Annotated in this window: 16 protein-coding genes and 5 pseudogenes; 2 read left to right on the top strand and 19 right to left on the bottom strand. The window is 33.9% G+C overall.

Translation table 11 applies throughout. The features are described from left to right. Positions 1 to 169: 169 nt before the first annotated feature. The 6 genes from A4H00_RS10940 to A4H00_RS10965 form a co-directional block, all read right to left on the bottom strand. Positions 170 to 1,459 carry an O-acetylhomoserine aminocarboxypropyltransferase/cysteine synthase family protein gene (locus A4H00_RS10940; protein ID WP_067091634.1) on the bottom strand — a complete coding sequence of 430 codons (1,290 nt, stop codon included), beginning with the start codon at positions 1,457 to 1,459 and terminating at the stop codon, positions 170 to 172. Between the two features lie 23 nt (positions 1,460 to 1,482). Continuing rightward, a complete protein-coding gene (locus tag A4H00_RS10945; protein ID WP_067091080.1) occupies positions 1,483 to 2,223 on the bottom strand; it encodes a cyclase family protein in 741 nt (246 codons plus the stop codon). 662 nt (positions 2,224 to 2,885) lie between these two features. After that, complete coding sequence (locus A4H00_RS10950; RefSeq protein WP_067091084.1) at positions 2,886 to 4,229, bottom strand: MATE family efflux transporter; 1,344 nt, start codon at positions 4,227 to 4,229, stop codon at positions 2,886 to 2,888. A gap of 201 nt (positions 4,230 to 4,430) precedes the next feature. Beyond that, on the bottom strand, positions 4,431 to 5,051 hold the full coding sequence (locus A4H00_RS10955; protein ID WP_082815646.1) for a TetR/AcrR family transcriptional regulator: 621 nt from the start codon (positions 5,049 to 5,051) through the stop codon (positions 4,431 to 4,433). Positions 5,052 to 5,707: 656 nt separating this feature from the next. Continuing rightward, positions 5,708 to 6,022, bottom strand: coding sequence for a MazG-like family protein (locus A4H00_RS10960; protein WP_067091088.1), 315 nt, complete (start codon positions 6,020 to 6,022; stop codon positions 5,708 to 5,710). Between the two features lies 1 nt (position 6,023). Further along, a complete protein-coding gene (locus A4H00_RS10965) occupies positions 6,024 to 6,710 on the bottom strand; it encodes an ATP-binding cassette domain-containing protein (RefSeq protein ID WP_067091091.1) in 687 nt (228 codons plus the stop codon). Positions 6,711 to 6,909: 199 nt separating this feature from the next. On the opposite strand from A4H00_RS10965, the pseudogene A4H00_RS10970 reads away from it, so the two are divergent. Then, a pseudogene (locus A4H00_RS10970) lies at positions 6,910 to 7,465 on the top strand (IS30 family transposase); the annotation flags it as partial. A gap of 694 nt (positions 7,466 to 8,159) precedes the next feature. On the opposite strand, the gene A4H00_RS10980 reads toward A4H00_RS10970, so the two are convergent. The 13 genes and pseudogenes from A4H00_RS10980 to A4H00_RS11715 form a co-directional block, all read right to left on the bottom strand. Continuing rightward, the gene (locus tag A4H00_RS10980) at positions 8,160 to 9,242 is read right to left on the bottom strand and encodes a hypothetical protein (RefSeq protein WP_067091101.1); all 1,083 of its coding nucleotides are present in this window, start codon (positions 9,240 to 9,242) and stop codon (positions 8,160 to 8,162) included. 509 nt (positions 9,243 to 9,751) lie between these two features. After that, positions 9,752 to 10,294, bottom strand: a complete 543-nt coding sequence (locus A4H00_RS10985; RefSeq protein ID WP_067091103.1) for a hypothetical protein — start codon at positions 10,292 to 10,294, stop codon at positions 9,752 to 9,754. Continuing rightward, the gene (locus tag A4H00_RS11935; RefSeq protein WP_157771009.1) at positions 10,233 to 10,484 is read right to left on the bottom strand and encodes a hypothetical protein; all 252 of its coding nucleotides are present in this window, start codon (positions 10,482 to 10,484) and stop codon (positions 10,233 to 10,235) included. Before A4H00_RS11935 ends, A4H00_RS10985 begins: the two co-directional genes overlap by 62 nt. A gap of 240 nt (positions 10,485 to 10,724) precedes the next feature. Next, positions 10,725 to 11,905: pseudogene (locus tag A4H00_RS10990) on the bottom strand (helical hairpin domain-containing protein); the annotation flags it as partial. Between the two features lies 1 nt (position 11,906). Next, positions 11,907 to 12,200, bottom strand: a pseudogene (locus A4H00_RS10995) (DUF5945 family protein); the annotation flags it as partial. After that, positions 12,197 to 12,433, bottom strand: coding sequence for a DUF5965 family protein (locus A4H00_RS11000; RefSeq protein ID WP_067091114.1), 237 nt, complete (start codon positions 12,431 to 12,433; stop codon positions 12,197 to 12,199). The gene A4H00_RS11000 and the pseudogene A4H00_RS10995, both read right to left, overlap by 4 nt. A gap of 121 nt (positions 12,434 to 12,554) precedes the next feature. Further along, positions 12,555 to 12,866, bottom strand: a pseudogene (locus A4H00_RS11005) (CHC2 zinc finger domain-containing protein); the annotation flags it as partial. A 41-nt stretch (positions 12,867 to 12,907) separates the two neighbouring features. Then, positions 12,908 to 13,546, bottom strand: coding sequence for a peptidylprolyl isomerase (locus A4H00_RS11010; RefSeq protein WP_067091123.1), 639 nt, complete (start codon positions 13,544 to 13,546; stop codon positions 12,908 to 12,910). A gap of 106 nt (positions 13,547 to 13,652) precedes the next feature. Continuing rightward, positions 13,653 to 14,249, bottom strand: a complete 597-nt coding sequence (locus A4H00_RS11015; RefSeq protein ID WP_067091127.1) for a response regulator transcription factor — start codon at positions 14,247 to 14,249, stop codon at positions 13,653 to 13,655. After that, positions 14,230 to 15,804, bottom strand: coding sequence for a sensor histidine kinase (locus A4H00_RS11020; RefSeq protein WP_067091131.1), 1,575 nt, complete (start codon positions 15,802 to 15,804; stop codon positions 14,230 to 14,232). Before A4H00_RS11020 ends, A4H00_RS11015 begins: the two co-directional genes overlap by 20 nt. 88 nt (positions 15,805 to 15,892) lie before the next feature. Beyond that, on the bottom strand, positions 15,893 to 17,911 hold the full coding sequence (locus tag A4H00_RS11025; protein WP_067091135.1) for an FtsX-like permease family protein: 2,019 nt from the start codon (positions 17,909 to 17,911) through the stop codon (positions 15,893 to 15,895). 11 nt (positions 17,912 to 17,922) lie between these two features. Next, positions 17,923 to 18,657 (bottom strand): ABC transporter ATP-binding protein, encoded by a 735-nt coding sequence (locus tag A4H00_RS11030; RefSeq protein WP_067091139.1) that lies wholly within the window; start codon positions 18,655 to 18,657, stop codon positions 17,923 to 17,925. 754 nt (positions 18,658 to 19,411) lie between these two features. Continuing rightward, positions 19,412 to 19,573, bottom strand: coding sequence for a lantibiotic salivaricin M precursor (locus tag A4H00_RS11715; RefSeq protein ID WP_099092178.1), 162 nt, complete (start codon positions 19,571 to 19,573; stop codon positions 19,412 to 19,414). Positions 19,574 to 19,686: 113 nt separating this feature from the next. On the opposite strand from A4H00_RS11715, the pseudogene A4H00_RS11940 reads away from it, so the two are divergent. Further along, positions 19,687 to 19,815 (top strand): annotated as a pseudogene (locus tag A4H00_RS11940) (transposase); the annotation flags it as partial. Between the last annotated feature and the right edge of the window lie 87 nt (positions 19,816 to 19,902).

The raw sequence follows: 19,902 nt of genomic DNA on the forward strand, positions 1-19,902 counted from the left end.
TTCTCTTCCAAAGATATTGAATTGCCATTCACAACCATTGGGTAAGCTCAAGTTGAAATCGTTAAATGTTAGGGTATCAGTCATCCATAGATTTTTAAAGGAATCGTCACTCAGTACCCTAACTTCGTATCTCCTTTTTCTTAAGCAATTCAGGGTGCTGTTTCATATCTTAATTCTCAAATGCTTTATCCAAGGCAATCTGTAAATCTTCAATTAAATCCTTAACGTTCTCTAAGCCGATAGATAATCGAATTTGGCTTGGATTGATGCCACAAGCAAGTAAATCTTCTTCAGACATCTGACCATGAGTTGTTGTAGCAGGATGAACCACTAATGATTTTGCATCTGCAACATTCGCTAAGTTGGAGAAGATTTCCAAGTTATCAATCACCCTACGAGCTTCTACTGCACCGCCCTCAACTTCAAAGCTAAAGATAGAACTGGCTCCTAGTGGCAAATACTTCTGAGCTAAATCATAGTAGGGACTTGAAGGCAAGCTAGCATAATTCACTTTCCTTACTTTAGGGTGTTTCTCTAAATATTCAGCTACTGCCTTCGCATTTTCGACATGCCGTTCCACACGTAAGGATAGGGTTTCTAAGCCTTGTGTTAGGAGGAAGGCATTAAACGGCGAGATACTAGCTCCTGTATCACGGAGCAACTGTGTACGAACAGCTGTGATAAAAGCTGCTGCCCCGACATCTTTCGTGTAAGACAATCCATGATAAGACGGATCAGGCTCAACAAACTGTGGGAATTTACCAGACGCTTCCCAATCAAAGCGACCAGAATCAACAATCACACCACCAATCGTCGTTCCATGACCACCGATAAACTTAGTTGCAGAGTGAATAGCGATATCCACCCCATGAGAGAAAACATTGATGAGATAGGGCGTTCCAAAGGTATTATCAACAACTAATGGAATCTGATGTTTATGAGCAATCTCAGCTAATTTCTCCAAATCTGCGACATTCCCAAGAGGATTGCCTAGGGTTTCAGCCAAAAGAAACTTTGTATTTTCCTGAATAGCTTGGTCTATAGCCTCATAATCTGCCACATCCACAAAACTTGTGGTAATACCGTAACGGGGTAGCGTTTCACTAAGAAGATTAAAGGTTCCACCATAAACTGTCGTCGCAGAAACAATATGATCTCCTGCATGAGCCAGTGCTAATGCCGTATAAGTAATAGCCGCCATACCTGAAGCCGTAGCAAGACTACCAACTCCACCTTCTAGCACAGCCATTCTCTCTTCAAAAACAGCCGTTGTAGGATTGGTAATCCGAGTATAGATATTAGCAGGTTTGCGAAGGGCAAAAATATCTTCTGCTTCCTGGGCACTATCAAAGACAAAAGAGGTCGTTTGATAAATAGGAACTGCTCGTGATTTAGTTGTAGGATCAATGCCTTGTCCTGCATGAAGTTGCTTGGTTTCAAAAGAATACTCTCTAGCCATATCCATCATTCCTCTCTTTCATCCTATTCAGAAACGTAGGCTATCGCACGAACTGGTGAGCCAGTTGCCTTATCCCAGTTAGGATAAGCGATCGAAATAATACTACCTGTTGCTGGGACCTGATCTAGGTTAGCCAAGACTTCAACCTGATAAATCCCTTGCTCAAGCAAATAATACTCTTGGTGGAGACTACCACCATTAGCATAGGCAGCTTGACCACTGTCGGTATCCAGAGTTTCATGACCAAGAGCTTTAACATGACGTTCGTGAATCAAGAACTCTAATGCTTCACGGCTCCAACCCGGAGTTTGCTGAGCTCCCCTATCATCGAGATTTCTCATCGCATCTTGGTCCGGCCAGCGTTTATGCCAATCACTTCTAAAAGCAACAAAACTGCCTGCTGGGATTTGACCATGCACAGCTTCAAAATCAAGAACATCCTGCTTGCTAAGTTCATAGTTAGGATTTGCAGCAACTGCCTCTGATTTATCAATCACAAAAAGAGGCAAGAGTAAATCTTCTAAAGCAAGCTCGTCTAACCATTTACCACCTTCAACAAAGTGAATAGGCGCATCAATATGGGTGCCATACTGACCAACAACGCTAAATTGTTGCACATGGAAACCATCCTTCAAAGTAAAAAGATCCTTCTTCTCTAATGCTGGCAAGGCAGGAAAATGAGGACTATCCTCATTAATCTGATGGGTTAGATTGACCAATTTAGCCTCTTTAAAAATCTTATAAGCGTCTTGTAAAGTTGTCATAGTCTGACCTCCTTTTTGTTTCCTTCATTATAGATGAAATTGGAGTAACTGACAAATATATTTTTATTATCACATGTGATAGGTATAGACTATTAGACTTACCGAAATAGAAAAAGTAAAACGCCAAGGGGCAAGGCAAATACAACAAGAAGAAGGCTCCAAAGTCGCTCCATTATTCGCTGTTGAAATACTAACTGACATTAAGCTTTCTGCAGGTTCTGGGCAACGATTTGCTGATGATACTCATTAAATTTCAAAAATAGCATTTTATCTATAACTGTTTGCTATGATATAAAATATATGCAAATAAGTGGATCAAACAGAATATTCTTTCAGCAAATGGAATGGACAGTAATAAAAAATAGATAGTTTAGGTCTGAACCTTCTAAGAAAGTAGTAAAAATGCTAACTTTGATTTTCATTGAGCACGAGTTGGAGACAACTACGGTCTACTCAAGATAAGAAGGATAGGGATATAATATTATTTTTGACTACGGATATAGTTAGTTTTATGTCTCCCTAAAATAATCTAGGCAAGCTATCGCGAATAACTTGCCTAGACTGTTTAATTGGAATGGATAATCAAATTAAGACGGCAACCGTTCAATGATATCTATCAAACGCTGCCCCTTTATCAATCCATTTTCTCTTCTGTACTATTGTCATTTTTCACTGCCCAGCTTTTTTAACTCACCTAGCATCATAAATAATCCAACTAAAATCATGATGAAATCGATAAGTGGCTGAGTAAACCATACTGCTTTTATGCCAAACACCATTGGTAAAAGAATCATGGCAGGAACAAATAGGAATAATTGTCTAAGCATGACAATAACGCCTGCTTTCTTCCCGTCTCCAATTGATTGGAAGAAAGTAATTGTCATAACCATGACTCCATACAAGATAAAGACAGAATAAAACAACCTAAAATTTCCTACTCCTTGCGCAATGATACTTGCCTCTACTCCAAACAGAGAAAGTATCTGGCTTGGAAATAGCAATGATGGAATCCAAAATATTCCTGCAAGAACAAGGCCACCAACGGAAAATACTCTCACAGCTTGTCTTATTCTATTAAATTGCTTTGCTCCAAAATTTGTTCCTACAACTGGTTGCAGACCTTGACTCATTCCCCAAAGCGGAATAAAGGAAAAGCCATATACACGGAGTGAGGCTGCCATTAAAATTCCATTATTATCCCCTCCATACTTAAATGCCATTTTGTAAAGCATGATTTGTTGAATCATAAACAATAACTGCATCATCATAGCCGATGAACCAACTCCAAACATTTCTTTTTTTATTTCTGTATCAGACTTAATCTGACGAATTTTAACGACCTTGCTCTTTTTTAAGAAATAGTGCAATGTTACAATAGCTTGAACAAGCTGTGCAGTGATAGTTGCAAGAGCCACCCCTTCAATTGCATATTCTCCCATAAGTATCATCAGTATTGGGTCGAGTATAATATTGAGTAAAGCACCAAGCCCCATAATCATCATAGCTTTTTTCATCAAACCTTCCCCACGCATAACCATGTTGGCAGACTGGGTGAAGTTCACAAATAATGATCCGATAAAAATAACTCTAAGGTATCTAATACCATAGGCCTTAATCTCACCTGTCGCTCCAACCATATCCAAGAAATGGGGTGCAAGAATGATTCCACCAACTGTAATAATTGTCGAGAACACAATTACCCAAAAAATCAGGTTACCCATAATTTTATCTACAGTCTTCTTATCACCTTTTCCAATCGCTCTTGATAAAACAGAAGCAGAACCAACTCCAAGTAGGGTTGAAATACCACTGTTAAAAAATGTTAGTGGTGCTGCAACTCCACAAGCCGTCATAGCTACTTGTCCCATAATTTTTCCAGCAAATATTCCATCCATTAACGGATACAATCCTATAACGATCATTCCAATCACCGCAGGAACAGATAACTGAAAGAGTAGCGCTATCGGTCTTTTGCTCAGTAATTGTTCTTTCATATCTTGATTCATTTTTATACATCTCCTTGTGTTGTTTTTATTTTATCGGTAACTATGGATTGGTTTGAAACCTCTGATAGTACCTTTGCTTTTTATTCTTATTACACCATTTTCTCTGATATTCTTAGCACCCCCCTAAAACTGTTTATTAAGATAACTTAGTTATCAAATATTTTTAAAAAACAAGGGCTAAAAATTAGTTACCCTTATAGACTAAAAACCTATTAAATTTTTCCATCCAAAATTAAAGAACTCTGAAATGACTTTTGAATTTACTTTCACTTCCTCCGCTGTTTCAGAATGCATTATTATTTCACTTAAAGAACTAATATACGTATGATTCAACAAATGAACAGTAATTTCCGGAATTTCAACAACTTGTTTTTTTGTCGTTAAAATTTGAAATAGTTTCTTTTGATTCTTATCCTCGAGCTCAACCAATCGATCAGTAAAATTAGCATACTTTGTACCATAAGCTTTATACATTAACAGCTCAAATATATCTCTATTTTTAAAAAGATACAAGGCAATTTCTACTGACGCTTTCTTTTTGAGGTTAATTAAACCTTCTAGTTCTTCTTTTTCCAAACTTTGAAAGAATTCTGCTTCATTTTTTGAATAAAACCCTAAAATAGCATTGGCAAGTGGTTCAACCAAGGTTAGAAATAAATGTTCTTTGTCTTCAAAATGACGATAAAATGCTCCCGTAGTAACTCCGGCATTCTTACAAATTTTTCTTAAATTTGCTCGTTCATAGCCATCCTTTAAAAAGTTTTCTTTTCCACTATCCAATATTCTTTTATGTGTCAATTCATAACCTTTCAAATCGGTCACCGTATTACCTCGTTTCTTACCAATTGATAACTTAGTTATCAGTTTACTTGATAACCTATTTTTTGTCAAGTTAAATAAGACAATTAATCAATAATTTATCTTATAACACATGGTCCGAAAGTTCTAGCAACTTAAGGGTATTAAAAAACATCTCAGAGAGATATAATTGTAATCACGATAAGAACAATTAGAACGACTCTGAGATGTTTTTTCATACCCTTGACTGGCTAACTTCATTTTAGAACTTTCGGTTTGCTCTACAAACTAAAAAAATGATTCTTTTGGTATCAATATTGAAAAATATGAGTTTTTTAATGATTTGTCAAGATACCTTATTTTTCATTTTATTTAGTCTATAAGCATACTTTTTCAGCGAGTTCCTAAAATGCTTCTCTCCCAAACTTCTTATTACTTTTCATCTACCACTCCTAACAAATGTAAATATTTAACTTTCAGATAATGTGTTTTCATTTTGAACACTGCTTTTCTAATCATTTTCTATATTATAATGTCTTCGAAGACGAGATATTATCATTGTTTAATTGTGATTCTTATGAAAATATTTTAAAACCGCATGTAGCTAAAAATAGTTACATGCGGTTACTTCATACGTAAAGCATTTTCTAACTATCCACTATAGTTGAAAATAACCTACTTTACACTTTCTTGGCCGGAGCGGATAGTTTTGAACCATTTTCATTATAGATTCTTTTTTCATTGACTACAATTTTTTCAATGATTGCAGTTTCAAGATCTACATTGAGAATTTCAGAAATACCAAGTAAAAAAATAGCTACATCTGCTAATTCCTCTGCAATATTTGAAACATCATCCTTCAAATATGCCTGAAATAATTCATTAACCTCTCCATATAAACATAGTAACTCAAATTTAATGTCTGTAGTATTAAAGCCTTTCATTTTTTTATTTTCTAAAATCTTCTTTTGGCAATCTTTTAATGACGTAATCATATTATACAATCCTTTCAACTTTTATAAATTTATTATACAATATTTTGTCCTCTTTGGAAGCTTTATGTGCTACCTCTATAAAACCTACGTTTCGTTGTGATAGATATCCCCTTATATCCCTAGTTGTTTGTTCGTCAATCATTGAATTAACCTCATCCAATAACAAAAATTTAGAGGACAATAGCACCCCTCGAGCAAGTGCTACTCTTTGCTTTTCTCCCCCAGATATATTGAATATATTAAGGTTTTGTTCATCCCATAAGTATTGCATGTTCATTCTAATCAACATATCAATAATTATATCATCACTAATATTTTTCCCAAAAGTTAAATTATCTTTCAAATTACCAGAAAAAATATATGGATTTTGAGGAATATAAAGAAATTGTTTTCGTAATCTGCATGCCTCAATAATAGTTCCGTCTGAATCTAAAACCACTTCGCCATGCTTAGAAATATTTAAACCTGATAAAATTTTTAATAATTGTGTCTTCCCTGTTCCAGAATCACCAAAAATTAACACTCTATCCTCCATGCCAAATGATAAATCTCCACTCAACTCCAACGTTAAATTATCAAATATATAAATCTTTTTAGGGAGAGTGACTATTCCTAAATTCACTTCATCTGTAATTAAACTTTTCTGATCTCCCAATTCTTGAATATTTTCAATATTCTTTTTTAACATATCTATTTTAGAAACTATAGGAGATATTGTATAACTAATTGATATCAAATGAGGTATCTGTGTAAGTGCATTAAATAAATTATTAGAAATTTGAACGAACCGAAAGTTCTAAAATGAAGTTAGCCAGTCAAGGGCATTAAAAAACATCTCAGAAAGATATAATTGTAATCACCACAACAACAATTAGAAAGACTCTGAGATGCAAAACTATTATACACCAAAAAGAAGACATTTGACACTAGCTGAGCGTAGAATGATTGAGCGTTGGCTTCAAGAAGGGTTCTCAAATCGTGAAATCGCTAGAAGATTAGAAAAAGCTCCTCAAACTATTCACAACGAAGTCAAACGTGGTCAGGTTAGACAACAAGTGCGTAAAGGAAAATTTGAAATAATCTACTCAGCTGACTTCGCTCAAGAAGCCTATCAAAACAATCGTAAACATTCTGTGAAGCAGGCTTCCCTAACCAAGGAACTCAAAGAAAAGATTCTTCACTACATCAAACAGAAATACTCTCCTGAGATGATGGTAAAAGCAAAAGGGATACCTGTCTCCGTCTCCACCATTTACTAATGGACACTTAGGATTGACCAAGGATGACATGCTCTATCCTCGAAAAGAGAAAACGAAGAAAAAGCAAGCGAGTCCCAACTTTAAGCCGGCTGGAAAATCGATTGAGGAACGGCCTGAAAGCATTAATCAGCGTGAGAATGTTGGTGATGTTGAAATGGATACGGTTATTCAAACACGGACAAAAACGGGAAATGGGACTCAATCGGGATTTCGAAGAAATCGATTTTCCTCACTTCTTTATTTCTAGGTCTGGGCTAAACGATTCCAATGGATTCGTTTACTCTCACTCCCGCAAGGTTGACTAGCTTCCACAATTGAGAATTGTGGAAGGCTGGAAATAGAACGAGCGTAGCTCGCCCCTTGCAATTGAGAATTGTGAAAGGTTGGAAATAGGGTTAGCGAAAAAATGTTCGCTAACCTCCTCTAATAGAATGTTGATTTATCAATATTTTACAAACCAGACAAGCCTCGCTTTCGGGTCTCTAGGCTCGGGTATCAATAGTCACTTCTCTCCTAGAGAATTTTTACTCGCTGACTAACTTGGACTTGAAATTTGGAATTTGGAATTTTTACCCTTTGCTTCGTTGTAGCAACACTACGCATTCCACGTGTGCTGAGTGATACTTTCTATACTATAAGACGAAAGGGGTTGAGAGTAGTTTTGAAATGATACTATAGGCCTGAACTGCAGACTGCAAAGATATCACTGATACTTACGTTTCCTACTAGTAACAAATCACACTCAACCCTAATAGGATTTGAGTGTTGCCTTTAACAACACCAGCATTGATTGTTCAGAAATAACTATCTAGACAATGCCCTCAACAGAAACTTGTGGATTCCAATATCAAATTACACTAGTAATACATGCCTATCTGTTACTCACTCTGATACTTGTTAATAATCTTTAGAATTTTATCTTTTTCATTTTCAAAACGCCGTAAATCACTATTAATCAATTCAACAATCTCAATATTTGCGATATCATTTGGAATTTTTGCATATGTATATATGTCGAGGCTTTTAGCATCACTTTTTAATTTCAATGGTGATGTGTAAAAGTCAAATGATTTCTCTAATTTACCTAAACCGTATTGATTCCACTCTTTTCCCTTCTTACTCTTTAAGCAAGTACTAAAATTAAAAACGTGCCCCGATTCCTTTAGTTCTTTAACCATCGTAAAGGCATTATCCCTAACCATTTCCCGAGGGATATTTAGTTTATGACGATAGTCATTTTTTTCAAGTTGGACATCAATACTAAAATTATCATCCAGATGGACTATACCCCCAAAATAGTGTGATCCTGTACCCCGACCTGAATAAGGTTTAAATTCAGGATTAATTTTATCCAACATAGCGTTCTTAAAAATTCTCTCAACAGCTGCGTCTAATCGAAGATGTTTTACTTCATCCATTAATGGGTACACATCTCCATACTTCGATGTTGAAACATCCGTATTGATAGAAGCAAATAGTTCTTCTAAACTCTGACATAAATTTTTATAGTCATTAATAAAAGTATCAAACTCGTTCCTCTCAATGATTTGTAAGTATTCAACAATATTACTATAATGAATAATATTCCAATCTTCAGGTAATACTGATTCATTAATTTTAAACGGGACTAATAAAACTTTGAACTTAGCATCCTGATTATCCCTAGAATACTTTTCAAGCTGATCTCGCTTAGGATAATCTTTCATTTTATTTTCAATAATAACTTCTGTACCGTCAGTAAGATAGAGAGTTAAATCAATATTTTTACGCTCTCGCTCAACACTTTTAATTTTAACTTTATCGACATCAATTATATCTTTTAAGAATACTAAAGGAATATCGGGATTATTCTTAATAATATAGGCAATGAAATTGCTATGATACAATTCAAGACTTGCAAGCGATAAATTTAAATTTAAATTACTATTTAATTTTTCAATGATTTGTTTACTTGATATCATCCTACTTTTCCTTTCGTAATATAAGTTTTGAATTAATAATTATAATATCAATTTTTGAAATCTTATAATGTTTCTATAAAACCATCTAATACCTCTTTTTCTATTTGTAGGGTCCCATCCCAAACATATTATAAATCCTAAATATTCTCTATTTATATTATTGCTCCTTTCTTTTTCATCTCGAATTCAAAAAGATGTAATTAAAAGCTATTCAATAGTAATTCGCCACCTATGCAATATGACAACTAAGTAACCTTATTTTAATTTCCCCTAGATTTACTTGAAGCTATTTGGATTGCTCCATTAATTGTTTGTGACTTAACTTCTCCAGATTTTACAACTTCATCTAGGATTTGTCTAAACTCCTCTTTAGTTAATTTTTTTGGAATCTGAATCTTTATTTTTATTGCGGTCCCGGGAAAAATTTTACTGTCTTGTAAATCTTTAATACCTGTATTTGTTGCAATTGCTCTTTTAGATATTATAACATATTATCCTTTAAATTTTCTTCATAACTCAGTAACAATATATAATCCATACCCTGAGTTTAAGTAGTCCACTTCTTCATTTTCTCTCAAATGAGATTTTTCTGTAATACCACTAGTTACACCAGGTTTTAAAGCTAAATTCATCGCTTCTCTATCATTCGAAACGCTATAAAGCTCTTTAAAATTTAAACTTTCTTTAAATCCTATACCATAATCAATTAGAGCAAATTCACTTTCTATGTACTCCTTATGATCCCAACTCTGAGAACAGTGCCACGCATTAAAACAGTGAGAATGCTCCGGAATGTTTCTAATCATTTCAGAAATAATATAGAAAAAAATCTCCTCAACATTCTCATTTGAACATGAAAGAACTTTTGCAATTTTTCTCGAAATGTTCTCAGATATATTTTCCGATCCTCTAAAATAGTCACTCAATATAGACTTCATTATCGGAGTATATGTTCCAGTAGAGTTTATATTTCTTTCATCAGAATTTTTACTACTTTCTGCAAAGTGAAAAAATATTATTTTTAGCATAGTGAACTGAATCTTTTCCGACATTACCAACTTCATGTGTCACCTTAAATCCATACTCATTTAAAAACGATGATACTAATAAGCCAACAAAAGGGGGCATAAATTTTAAATCATACAAAAGGTTAACATTTTTATCAGACATATCTAAAGAAAGGAGTTTTTGTACATAATCTTTATATTTATGGTCTGGTAAATTCAACTCTATATATTGCATTGTTACTCCATATATCTTAAAAAGATCCCCTACATCAACTGAGAATTCAAGAACGTATACACCCTTTTTACATCACGGCTTTTGAGGAAATACTTGGAATTAAATAATCATAATTTCACTTATTATACCACTAAAGTCACTTCACAGAAAGACTTATTCAGCAAAAACCACGACAAACGCATGAAGAAAATCATTCGTTGAAAAAGTTGTGAAAACAGCAAAACGCCTACTTTGATAATCTTATTTTAAAAAATTCGAAGGATTTTCGAGAAATTCTCTAGTTTTCATCCTTTCCAACTTCTTGACCTGGTATTCGTAGTTATCTATACGATTATTCAACTCTTTCTTCCTTGTTCTAAGTTCGCTTTCAACTGCTCTTAAAGTTACACCTGCCGTCAAATTCATCTTGACATAGTCGTGGTTGGCTAAGCGACGATTTTCTGGATCGCTATTATTGAGATTGATAAGCACCTCTGCCATTCTATTTAGGTAAGCAATATGGTCCTGTAGATCTGTGATAACTAGGTCAAGCTGGGCAATATCCTTGATAATACCATCCTTAACTTCTTGAAAAGATTTATTATCTATATTCAATTCGATAAGAAGATTAATTTCGTCAATTTTATGTTTAAGAGTTTCAAACCTTGCCCGTCTTTGTTTAGGTATTGTCTGACTATCATTGGTTAGCTGTCGGATCAGGTCACTCCCTCGCATATATCGGTTAAAGCCAGAATTTTCTTTATGATAAATAAAAAACTGAGCAGTCTCACAGATAAACACATGATATGATTTGCCGCTGTCTGTCTCTTTTATATCCAAATGGCAGTTTGGGATAAAGACCAAGCCGTCTTTTTTAATTCCATAATTGATTCTGATAAATATGCCCTCCTTGACTAACTGATCAATCTGGTCCTCTGCAAGTACCACCTCAAACTCCTGAATTCGATCTCGATTCTCTTTGAACTCTTCATAGGCTTCCCACAATTCTTCATAGTGGAGCTTATCTTTCTCAGCTTCTCTACAATAATTCTCAAAGTCCGTGACAAGATTTGCTGACTCAAGTTCTGGAGTGTCTTCTCGCTTTTCAAAGTAATCTTCAAAGAACGCAACATCATATAAATTTTTAGTGCTAATTTTCTTATTTTCTAGGGAAATGGTTTGACCATTTTCAGTCAGGCTAAAAGTCACATGCTTTTTCTTCAGGGAAATGACCAGATTCAACTGCTCTACCATTTCCAAAAGATGAGATAAATCCTGAACTTTCGATAAAAGAAAATCCAATCGTTGCTCAATAGCTCGCTTGCAAATTCCTCACGGAAATATTCCTCTGTATAAGGTCGACGTTTGTCTAGTTGATTGCCTCGAATCACCTTCTTCATGTCCATATCCGTCATCAGAAACCTAGCATGCTTTCTGGAAAAGACTTTGGACAATATCTTCCTTGTTTTGTGCAATTACCTGTGCCAAATATTGCTTATAATCGTTAGTGATGCTTGACGATTGAGGTGTGACTGGACTTGATTCTTTTTTTACTTCAGATTCCACTTTTACTTTTGATTTTTGTTGTTCCATTTCAAATGCAGAAACATAGTCTACTTCTTCTGTCGGATCAGCCTCCGTTTGTTTAAATAATGCGGCAATCTTCGCACGTTCTTCTGTTGATGATGTCGGCGTCTTCTCATCTAGTGGCTGGTCAAAGTTCCATGGTTTTGTCATTTAGTTTCCACTTTCCTATTGTTTTCTGGATGTGTTGGAAGACTAACTTCCCTCCCAAAGGCTTGATTCAAAGCCTCGTCAAATGTTAAATGGCTTGATTGTTGCCGCTTCACAAACGTGCTATACATAGCTGTCTGTAATTGTTCCCGGTAGGTTTCTAATTTCTCTGTTTCCTTAGAAACCTTCTCCTCTTGCCTAGCCACTTTATCAGCTAGGCGTTCAATGACACTCATCGTGCTATCCTCCTTGTTCACACTTTCTAGCTTATGATAGGATTCTTGATTTTGTTATCACAACTCTAAAACAGTCTCTCGTTTAGGTGGAGGAGGATTCCTAATTCGTGCTTGTTTAAAGGGGCTCCTCAGATAAATAATAACAAAATGGTTGAGAGACATTTTCTACTACCTGTACCTGTTCAAAATGGACTGATTTGAGAAAAGTCACGGCTTCTTTGAACGATACACTTGAAACCAATTGAACAAAGTCAATGACATCTCCCTGAATATCCCTTGAAAACCACTTAAAGGTATTTGTATCCGCAAAAATCCGAAAGGAATCATGGTCTGGATGCTCATACACCTGACCTGATACTCTTTTAAATGGATAACCTAAGTTAGCTGCGACATCTAAAATAGCGATTTGTTTGAGATTTGTTAATGTTGTCATCTATGCTCTCCTTATCAAAAAAGCAGAAGGTTATCCTCCTGCTAGTTGTTATCACTGGTTGTTGTACTCTTGATGTCAGGAATGGCAGAATTACTTACTTCAGTATTTGACTTCAAGTCATCGAACTTCCCATTCCAAGTTATCAGCTGATTGACCAACAATTGATCCCTGATTTTGGCATAGGAGACTTTCATTGTTTTCGTTTCTGTCTGTGTCATTTTTTGTTGGTGTTCACTCATATCTGACACGTAAGTAACTTGATAAGATACCTCCACAAGTGCTTCATTAGTCTTTGAATTCACAAAAATCTTTGCCTCATCAAAACGATAGTCCAGCAAATAGTCCTTATACACTTGATTGATGGATTCTTCTTGATGTGCTATTTCTTCTTTATAGGCTGAATCTGTCATATAGGGCTTGATACGATTGTTGTTTTCACCCATCTTTTCCTTAGTGTAGTATTGAGTGAGAAATTCCTTAACAAGTTCATCAGATAAGACAGTTGCGTGCTCCTTTTCTTTTTCACTAGCAAGCAGTTTGTGAGCTTCTGTTTTGATTTGATGTTCTGTCTGCTTTGTGGCAGAGTGAGAACCAATGGTATAGCCCATCATCACTAGAAAACTAGTTACAGCTATTCCTCCGATACCAAGCAAAAGCCTGACTTTTATTTTATTTAACATATGTTGTTGCTTTCTCCTTTTTGATAAGATAGCACCATCATAACAGGATTGACTTGGAGATTTTATCACAAGAAAAAAGAAGCTGGGACAGCCTCAATAGATAATCTTACTCTGGAGAAAAATATCCTAAAAGTTCTGCTTTATGGATTGCCTCCTGCCTATTAGTAACACCCAGCTTTGAAAATATATTTGCCAAATGATTCGAAACAGTCCGTTTGCTTAAAAACAAGGTTTCGCAAATCTCATCAATTGTTAAACCATTTCTGACCGATTCTAACACTTCTATCTCTCGAGCAGACAAGATATCCACGATTTCTTCTGACGAAAAATACTTTTTTCCACTATATATACCTTGTAATTGAATAAGAAGTTTATCTGGATCAATACTTTTATCAATAAAAGCATACGCCCCCATCTTTTTAGCTCGATATTCGTATATTTTTTTGCTATACCCTGTTAAAATAACGATTTTAATCTCACGTTCCTTTTTTATCATATCTTCAGCTAAGGCTAATCCATCTGTTTCATAAATACTGGTCAAATTAATATCGATCAAAATGATATCGTATCGACTATAATCAATATCATCTACTGATTGAAAATTTTCAACTAAATCAACACAGTTAATTGTTTCCGACAATTCTAAAATCATTTTTAAACTCTGACTAAACAACTTGTGATCATCAATTAATAAAATTTTCATGGCACAACTCCTTATCTATTGGTAATTGGATTTCTACTATAAACGTAGCATTCACTGTCTGAATTTCTATTGTTCCGCCTAAAACACTAATACGATTTTCTAAATTCTTTAACCCATAACCAAGATGGTTACTTGAAACATCATAATTATTTCTACAAGATAAATAAATAATGTCGTCAGATACAGAGAGAGATAACAAAATAATATGGCCAGATGAATATTTAACAGCATTCGTCACCAACTCTTCAATAAAACGGTAAAGAATCTTATCATACGGTTCCATTAGAAAAAAATCAGACTGAAAATCTGTTTCAACTTTTTTCGTTGTCTCATATCTCTTCAATATTCTATCAATTAATGATGTATATTTTCTAGTTAACTTCTCATCACCACTGCTCATAGGTTGATAATAATCCATTCTCTCTCGAATACGTTGAACTAGTTCATCTGAGACATAGCCAATCTGAGTTCTAAACTGCTCATTTTCTCCATATTTATTAAAATTTTTTATCGCCATTACACTTTGTAATACTTCGTTATGGAGAAATTCTGCAAATTGTTGCTCTATATCTTCATTAGCTAATAAATTCTTCACCATTTTATTTCGTTTCAAAAATAAAACTTCTAAATAATCTTTTGCACCCGTTAGCTGCTTACCTCTAAATAATCTAATAAATTCTTCCGTTAAAAATCCAACTATCAGCACAATTAAATTAAAACAAAGAAAACTTTGTTTTAATTCTAGTCTTGCAATAATAAATGTAGTAAGTAAAAGGATGCCTACTCCCAGTAGTACTTTTAAACTTGCCTCAATATATAATAGTTTCAACTCATCTATCTTTTTTTGAAAACTTCTATAAATTGTTTTCAAGTGGAATGAAACAAGTACAAAGAGAATTTCCACATACCATAAAAAATTTAAAATACCAATATCAGTCGTATTAATATATAAAATAATATAAGTAACTGGTAGAAAAAATGAAAGGAAGGTCAAATTTTTCCTCTGATAATTTAAAGAAGATTTCAACTCTTTTTTATACATTATTAACAGGACAATAGGTAAGCAAGAAATAAAAAATGATGTAAATATAGATAAAAATAAAAAGAGGGGCTCACTAAAAAAATAAGATATTTCTGTGATAATCGTGACAATAAACGTGACAAAAAACAGTTCCTCGCCTATTTTTTTACCGAGTAGAATAATAGATACTGAACTATAAACTAATAGAAAAGAATTAATGGGATGAAATAGATCTAAAAAATGGAATAATGTATGCTCAATATTCAAATTTAGAGTCAATTGCCAACTAATTAAAAATAGAGATAGTAATAGCCACAACTTCAATTCACTATATTTAAACTTTAAGAAATTACAAATGTAAGTAGAAATAATCAACAAAATAATAAAAACAACTGCAAATTTTTGAGTAAAAGTTGACGAAAAATCAAATGGAATTTGAAGGTATATATAAATCATTAATATAAAATGATTTATTAAAGTTATCCACCATAACAATAGCGATTTATCAGAAATATTCTTTAACCACGTCTTCATATTTAAAATTTCCTACTATGATTTTTTGTTATCATTATATCACAAAACCAGAATAAGGATGGCTAATATCCCATTCTGGTTTCACTCACTAGGTCTGATTGCTAGCTTTTGTACAAATTTTATAGGTTGAATAGAGATAAATCGTAAATAAGCCAATCATAAACAATAAATATTTTGCATCAATTACAACTGTTGTATTCGCAAAATTTTCAAAGTAACCTAGTAAGCTATTACTAAGTGCCCAACTCAATGGAATAGCTATTAGCATCGGAACTAGAAAATAAGCGAGAATCTGTTGAAAAATAATTTTTTTATTTTGCTTCCTTTGATTTCCTAATAAATAAAGTATATTGTAGTCATTGACACTTTCCAACGCATTTGTCGAAGCCTGTAAAGATAGAATGCTCAGTGTAATTACTGTAAAAATCACCCCAACAAAAATGAGAACTAATACAATGACTCCCATAAATCCTAGGTACAGTTCTGCTGATCGAACTTTGGTTTGATATACAAAATCAGATTGATTTCCTTCTTGATTCGTAAAATAGTATTGCTCAATCCAGCTCTCTAAAAATGATTCAACCTTTCGTTTATCGATTCCTTTTTTATATAAGGCTACATAGTGTAAGCTGTTGACCGTTAATTTTTTCACTACTTTATCAGGAACTATCAATGTCCCTCGGTCATTATTTTCTACCGTAGTAACGAAATAAACATTTTCCAAAGGAGTCTTAGACGCTGACTTTAACGTTATTCCTAAAACAGTAACTTCATTATTTTTAGAGAGAAATTCACTAATCTGCTTCCTAGTACCTTTATAGTTTGCATTTATTAAAAATTCATTGTCAGACAAATCAACTTCTTTTTTTCCCTGAAATCTTAATAAGGAATTGTAATCAGTAAGCGAGACAATAGGAACGAATGAATCTCCTAATCCTTTATCTAAATCCCACAAATGGCTTGTATCAATAATATCTTTATAAGTCAAATCACTTATATAAGTTGGATACTCAAATTCTTTATTAATAATTGAAAAGTCAAAACCATCTTCTTTTAACTTATTCTTTACATCTATATGGTTATAATGGTATTTTTCTCCCTTAAACATCTGCACATCAATATCATAAGGAATAAATTTATTTAAATCATTACTCAATGAACTGTAGGCACTACCACTAAAAATCAATAAGCTAGTTGCTAATGTCAAGGAAAGCGATAATACCGATATGGTCACCGAATTACGATCTGCCTGTTTAGATAGTTGTCTGAGTTTAAATGAATTATATTTCTTGAAATACCAATTTGGCAATGAATAAGTTAAGCGGATCAAAAAATAGCTTAATGTACTGTAAAAAATAAATATAACTAGTACAAACAGTGTTATAAGCAACATTCCCCAATTTCTAAGAATTGAAATATGTGTATAGTCTGATAGATAGACACATCCAAAGCAAATAACTAGTGCCGATAAGATAAATAGTACCGCTTGCCACTTTGTTTCTCCTTTTGAAAAAATAGAACTTTTGACACCATTTTCTTGAATAAGAGAAATAATAGCTTGCTTTCTAAAGGTAAATATATCCATTACACCAATGATTCCACTTGTTGCTAAATAGGATATTCCTAATAAATTCACTGATTTCATGTCTATGAAAAACATATTACCAAAATAATTCCCCATAAAAAAATTAGATGCAATATGTGCTAGAATGATCAGCACTCCTAGTCCTAAGATAAATCCGGCAAGCAAAGCAAACAGATTAACAACCATCGTCTCACAGAAAAGAGTTCCTACAATATGACGTTTTTTCATCCCCAATGTTGCGTATAACCCCAGCTCTTGTTTTCTTCGGCCTAATACGAAACCAGTTGAGTAAACAACTAAAAAAGCAATTGTACTCAATATAACATAAGATAATAGGCCCATATATTGTGTCATAATGGTTGTCATCATCTCCTTAGCACCTGATAAACTTTGCATGACAGGATGACTTGGCAAAGCATTAAATGCATAGAGTAGACTATAAATTAACGTCAAACTAAGAAAGTAAACTGTGTATGTCTGTAAATTTCTTTGTACATTTCTAAGAATTAATTTTGGATACATCTTACTTCTCCCTATCGTGTATGTTTATAAATCTCTTGTAAATATTCTTCATTTGATAAAGAGTGGCGATACATATCTGCTGTAACTTGCCCATCCTTTAATAGAATAATACGTGATGAATACTTAGCTGCTGCTGGATCGTGTGTCACCATTAAAATCGTAATACCAAAAATTTGATTAATATCTTGCAGGAGAGCCATTAAATTTTCTGAGTTAGCCGAATCTAAAGCACCAGTTGGTTCATCTGCAATCAGAAGTTTCGATTCATCAATTAGAGCACGTGCAGTTGCAACACGCTGTCTTTGTCCTCCTGATAATTGATTGGGAAATTTATTTCGTAATTGACCTATTGATAATTTTTCTAGGATATTTTCTATTTTTACATGACAATCCGAAACTTTTTTTCCTTGAATTTGTAATGGTAAGACAATATTCTCATAAACTGTTAAAGTCTCAACTAAATTATAAGATTGAAAGATATAGGAAATATTTTGTGAACGATAGTTTGCCAATTGATTATCTGTCGCATTGATGATATCAAACCCCTCAAAGGAAATATCGCCTGATGTCGGCTTATCAATTGTTGAAACACAGTTTAACAAAGTTGTTTTTCCACTGCCGCTTGCTCCCATGATAGCAAGAAACTCTCCTGTCTTTACAGAGAGATTAACATCCGATAAAGCATGAACTAGACTATCTCCCTCACCAAACTCTTTATTTAAGTTTTTTACAACTAATTGTGACATAAGTATTCCTCCGTTTCTATTTTACAAGACTATTATAATCAATCTGATTTTTAATATCATGAGTAATTCGTGCATAGTACCTCTAAAGAAAAAACAAGTTAAAAAGCCATAAACTAGTATGGCTTTTTGAATCTCTATTATTTCCGTTCTTTTCGTTTTTTCATAACATAAACGATACCAATGATAGATGCTCCTAGAATCAATACCGGAGCATAAAACTCAAGTGATCCAATAATTCCTTCCATTTGTGACATAAGTATTCCTCCATTTCTATTTTATAAGACTATTATAATCAATCCTATCTTTGAGAGCATGAGTAATTCGTGCATAAACTCTCTAAAGAGACGTAAAAGAGGCTGAAACAAACCAGGATGAGCATGTCGCACTCACCCACAAAAGAATGTAATCCGGAAGATTACGTATAAAGAGTTTCCAGCCTCGCTTCTTTTATAGCTTTAACAGTTTGATACAGTAATTGTCTGATTTGTAAAATGTCGATAAATCAACATTCTAGTAGAAAAGGCTAGCGAACAGTTCTTCGCTAGCCCTATTTCCAAGAAATAAGGGAGTGAGGAAAATCGATTTCTACGAAATCACGATTGAGTCACACTCCCTTTTAAATATCTATCATTTTCGTTCTTTTCGTTTTTTCATAACGTAAACAACACCAATAATGGCTGCTCCTAGAATCAATGCAGGAGCATAAAACTCAAGTGTTCCAATAATTCCTTCCATCTTACCCTCTAAATCTTGTTCATTCTATCCACAGCGGACATCTGCATAAGACAGCCCTCCCACAACGATCTTGATTAGTCATTCGAATCGCAGTTCTGAGGCTAGATGCAGAATTACCTGATAATTCTTGATTGTCAATTTCATAATGCAAGCTATCAATTTCAACATAATTTTCTTTCATTTTTTTACTCCTATAATTTATCATTTCACTCAATCTCTGTCAATTACAACAAGGAAAATTTATATATATCTATCCTTCGAACGTGATAACGTCCCATCTACTACTATTCATTTAACAAACTTACCAAAGTCATCAAGCGTAATGCCTTTGGATTTCGGAACTTTGAAAACTTCAAAAAGCGGATTTTGATTGCCTTAAACATAAAGAAAGAGAAGACCAAGCTGGTCCTCTCTAGATGGTAGCTGACATCTACCCACTACAGTTGACAAAGAGCCGTATTCTATTGTATCAAGTTCCTTATTCTGACTTCTGTTGCGACTAATTTTATA

This window comes from Streptococcus marmotae, assembly GCF_001623565.1.
Classification (GTDB): domain Bacteria; phylum Bacillota; class Bacilli; order Lactobacillales; family Streptococcaceae; genus Streptococcus; species Streptococcus marmotae.